Source organism: Vibrio sp. 10N.222.46.A1 (genome assembly GCF_041473595.1).
GTDB lineage: Bacteria > Pseudomonadota > Gammaproteobacteria > Enterobacterales > Vibrionaceae > Vibrio > Vibrio tasmaniensis_A.
The window spans coordinates 1-4,059 of record NZ_JBFRSN010000504.1; the positions used below are offsets into that span (position 1 = coordinate 1).

The window sequence follows — 4,059 nt, forward strand, 5'->3', positions numbered from 1 at the left end:
GTACTAACTCGCGTATCGAAGACATGCGTGCAGCTGCAGCAATAGCAAAAGGCCGCCAAGTAGCGAAACATGTTCAAGCATTGATCGTTCCGGGCTCTGAGCAAGTAAAAGCACAAGCGGAAGCTGAAGGCCTAGATAAGATCTTTATCGAAGCCGGCTTTGAATGGCGCCTGCCGGGTTGCTCTATGTGTCTTGCAATGAACAATGACCGTCTAGGTCCACAAGAGCGCTGTGCTTCTACATCAAACCGTAACTTTGAAGGTCGCCAAGGCCGTGATGGTCGTACGCACCTAGTTAGCCCAGCAATGGCAGCCGCAGCAGCAATCGCTGGTCACTTTGTCGATATTCGTGAACTTTAATTAGAGGATTTAACATGTCAGGTTTTCAACAACACACCGGATTAGTCGTTCCTCTAGATACGGCCAACATCGATACTGATGCGATCATTCCAAAGCAGTTTCTACAGAAAGTGAACCGTATCGGTTTTGGTAAGCATTTGTTCCACGACTGGCGCTTCCTTGATGATGCAGGCCAACAACCAAACCCTGAGTTTGTAATGAATGCACCACGCTATAAAGGCGCTTCAATTCTACTGGCTCGTGAAAACTTCGGTTGTGGTTCATCTCGTGAGCACGCACCTTGGGCGCTTGCCGATTACGGTATTCAAGTGATGATCGCGCCAAGCTTTGCTGATATTTTCTACGGTAACTCGATCAACAACCAGATGGTGCCTGTTCGTCTTTCAGAGCAGGAAGTCGATGAACTATTCCAGTTTGTTGAAGCAAACGAAGGCGCTGAGATCGACGTTGATTTAGAAGCAATGAAAGTCAGAGCAAACGGTAAAGAGTACTCGTTTGAAATTGATGAGTTCCGTCGTCACTGTTTGCTGAATGGCCTAGATAACATCGGCCTAACGCTTCAACATGCCGATAAGATCTCAGAGTTTGAAGCTAAGATTCCTAGCTTCCTGAAGTAAAGAAGTCTTGAAATAGAATCACACAGTTTTGTGTTCATATAAAAGGTTGGCTTAGCGCCAACCTTTTTTATTTGGCTAAGCTTTTAACTTAACTTCATATGTTTATTTAAATGAAGAGCATTGAAAGAAAATGGTAAGCCTTAAGGTCTTAGTAGTCAGTCATCAGGAGAATGCCATGAAACAACTACTTTTTATTGTCAGCCTACTTTTCTCAACCTTAGCTTGGTCTGCGCCTAAATCCGATCTTTGGCCATACTGGAACCAAAGCGACGAAACCAATCTAGAACAGGTATCTCATCAAGATTGGCAGCAATTTATCGATAGCTACTTAGTTAAACAAGGGCAAAACACCCTAGTTCGCTATCAAGCCGTGAGCACTGCAGATAAGACAAAGCTCAAGCAATACATCAAGAGGCTAGAGCAGTTGAATCCACTCGACTACTCAAAAGCGGAACAATATGCCTACTGGGTTAATTTATATAACGCCGTGACTGTCGATTTAATTCTTGATGCCTACCCAATAAAATCCATCACCAAGCTCGGCGGACTGTTTAGTTTTGGACCGTGGGGAGATGATGTAGTAATCGTTAACGGGAAGTCACTAACACTCAATGATATTGAGCATCGAATTTTAAGACCGATTTGGCAAGATCCGCGCACGCATTACGCGGTGAATTGCGCGAGTTTAGGTTGCCCTAACTTACAGCCTGAAGCTTTTACCTCTGACAACACTGCAGCCTTGTTAGAACAAGCTGCTAGTGATTTTGTAAATAGTGATAAGGGCGTGTTAATTGAAAACAATAAACTACAACTATCATCGATTTACGATTGGTTTGCTGTGGATTTTGGTACAGAGAAACAACTCATTCAACACTTAGACCAGTATCGAACAAAGCCGGTGACGAACACTAACAAAATCAGCTATGACTATGATTGGTCGCTCAACCAAGCAAACTAGTTTTAACGTTAAAGCTCATGAATGAAGCCAAACAAAAAAAGAGGCTAAAGGTTTTTATTAACCACTTGCCTCTTTTTTATCTATTGAACTGTGTTTCTACAATTAAAAGCTTGAGCCCGGTTGCTGCAAGAACTCAACCTCTTCGGGAGTCGAAGCTCTCCCTAACACCTCATTACGGTGAGGGTAGCGACCAAAACGCTTGATGATGACCTTGTGCTTAAACTCAAAATCAAGATTATGTTCTAATCCCGTTTGAGAAAAGAGTTCCACAGCTTGTTCATGAACTAACAAAGACTCACTGTGCATATAAGGCATATACAGGAAGCTTTTCTGTTGCTCGTTAAGCTGGTGATCAAAACCACCCGCTACCGCCTCTTGGGCTAGAGCCAACGCCATCGGATCAGCCGAAAAAGCTGTCGGACTGTTTCTACCAATATTTCGAGAAAACTGATCAAGCACGATAATCTCAGCCAATCGTCCTTGCGCAGTTTGGCGCCACTCAAATAGCTCGCCTTGAATGGCTGCTTTATGCAATTCAGAAAATCGAGACTCTATCAAAGTGTCAATCTCGGCGCCGCCAGTAAACCAATCTTTAGGCGTCAACTCATCGAACCAAAACTCTAGAACATCCTGATACATTACCGTCATATAATTCCCTTTAATAAAAAACCGAGTAACTTTGTTATTACTCGGTTTAGTGTTCAATTACTTAAAACCTTTTACTTTCTTTATCAGATCATAAGCATTCTGAATTTCTTGCGATTTCTCTTTCGCAACATTCATCATCTCAGGCGGTAAGCCCTTCGCCATCAGTTTATCTGGGTGATGCTCATTCATCAGCTTGCGGTAAGCTTTCTTAACCTCTTTACCGTCGGCACTTTCACTTACACCGAGAACTTTAAACGCATCGGCCAATTGGTTTTGTTGCGAAGCCTGTTGCCAACCCGATGATTGACCATGGCCTTGATGGCCACCAAAGCTTCCACCTTGCTGTTGAAAACGAAATGCTGCTTCTTGCATCTGCAAGCGGCGCTCTAGCTGTTCTGCAGAAAATCCAAGGCCTTGCGCTATCTTATGTAAGACTTGGCGCTCACTCGGGTGCAAACTTCCATCGGCAAATGCTGCGGACACTTGTAGCTCAAGAAAAAACTGCAGAAGATCAAAACGACCGCCCGATGAGATTTTCACACGCTCAAGCACATCGCTTAACGGGAAGTCACTCTCTTTGCCGTCACGGAAAGCATCTTGAGCCGCTTTACGTTGTTCGCCATGCAGGTTCATACGCTCCATCATTGTAGAAGCGAGCTGAATCTCTTCTGGCGTGACCTGCCCCTTAGCTTTAGCAACGTGTCCCATAACCGCAAAGGCGGATTTAAAAAACTCGTTTTGTCTTTCAGCTTGGCTTGGACCTCGTCCAAAACCAGAGCTATTGAAGCCCGATTGGTTCAATCGGCGAGCTTTATCGAACTGGTGCCCTAAAAATAGGCCAAAAACTAAACCGAGCGGCCCCCCAAATAAAAAACCAAAAAAAGCGCCCAAAATTTTGCCAAATATTTGCATTATGTGTTCTCTATCTATGAATTTTGTCTGAGTAATGCTGTCTGATGATGCTGAATGCTAATATTTCCTTTATCATAAGGAAAATGCTTTATTAATTGGATTGATACTAGATCAACCCTTCATCTAGTGACACAGGATAGTTCAACTTCATGCAATTTTTTTCCCGCACCTTGTTAGCCGCGTCTATAAGTACGGCATTATACGTGTCGACAACTCAAGCTGAAACAATCACCGATAGTAGTGTGCAGGAAATGCCCTCTATAGATCAATGCTTGATCGATCCCGCTGCAGAAAACGAGACACAACTTCCCGCTCATGTTGAGTCCGATCGCTTAGAGGCTATCAATGGTGACAAGGCAATCTACTCAGGTGATGTAAGAGTTACCCAAGGAAACAAAACCATCCTTGCCGACAATGTAACGCTTCACCAACAAGAAAATATCGTTGTAGCTGAAGGCAACGTAAACTTTAGCGATGGTCAAATAAAGTCAGTGGCAGACAGAGCCACTAACAATCTGACCACCGATGAAATGACGCTCGAAAATACCGATTATGAGTTTCTCTG

At 43.8% G+C, this 4,059-nt stretch carries 6 protein-coding genes; 4 read left to right on the top strand and 2 right to left on the bottom strand.

Annotated features, from left to right (window positions below):
- From AB4496_RS14790 to AB4496_RS14800, 3 genes are all read left to right on the top strand, one after another.
- The coding region (locus tag AB4496_RS14790; protein ID WP_372131232.1) for an aconitase family protein at nt 1-359 on the top strand (359 nt) is incomplete at its 5' end.
- A gap of 14 nt (nt 360-373) precedes the next feature.
- Nucleotides 374-976 carry a 3-isopropylmalate dehydratase small subunit gene (gene leuD, locus AB4496_RS14795; RefSeq protein WP_009847819.1) on the top strand — a complete coding sequence of 201 codons (603 nt, stop codon included), beginning with the start codon at nt 374-376 and terminating at the stop codon, nt 974-976.
- Nucleotides 977-1,151: 175 nt separating this feature from the next.
- Nucleotides 1,152-1,934 carry a DUF547 domain-containing protein gene (locus AB4496_RS14800; protein WP_009847820.1) on the top strand — a complete coding sequence of 261 codons (783 nt, stop codon included), beginning with the start codon at nt 1,152-1,154 and terminating at the stop codon, nt 1,932-1,934.
- Between the two features lie 102 nt (nt 1,935-2,036).
- Here the strand turns inward: AB4496_RS14800 and AB4496_RS14805 are convergent, their stop codons facing one another.
- Nucleotides 2,037-2,582: a DUF924 family protein gene (locus AB4496_RS14805; RefSeq protein ID WP_009847821.1), complete on the bottom strand. Its 546-nt coding sequence runs from the start codon at nt 2,580-2,582 to the stop codon at nt 2,037-2,039.
- Nucleotides 2,583-2,639: 57 nt separating this feature from the next.
- Nucleotides 2,640-3,494: a co-chaperone DjlA gene (gene djlA, locus AB4496_RS14810; RefSeq protein ID WP_009847822.1), complete on the bottom strand. Its 855-nt coding sequence runs from the start codon at nt 3,492-3,494 to the stop codon at nt 2,640-2,642.
- 149 nt (nt 3,495-3,643) lie between these two features.
- Between djlA and AB4496_RS14815 the strand changes: the two genes are divergently transcribed.
- On the top strand, nt 3,644-4,059 hold a 416-nt coding region (locus AB4496_RS14815; RefSeq protein WP_372131234.1), incomplete at its 3' end, for an LptA/OstA family protein.

Excerpts from the sequence above, each read along its gene's own strand:
- djlA (WP_009847822.1), bottom strand. The coding sequence starts at position 3,494 with ATGCAAATATTTGGCAAAATTTTGGGCGCTTTTTTTGGTTTTTTATTT.
- leuD (WP_009847819.1), top strand. The coding sequence starts at position 374 with ATGTCAGGTTTTCAACAACACACCGGATTAGTCGTTCCTCTAGATACG.
- AB4496_RS14800 (WP_009847820.1), top strand. The coding sequence starts at position 1,152 with ATGAAACAACTACTTTTTATTGTCAGCCTACTTTTCTCAACCTTAGCT.
- AB4496_RS14805 (WP_009847821.1), bottom strand. The coding sequence starts at position 2,582 with ATGACGGTAATGTATCAGGATGTTCTAGAGTTTTGGTTCGATGAGTTG.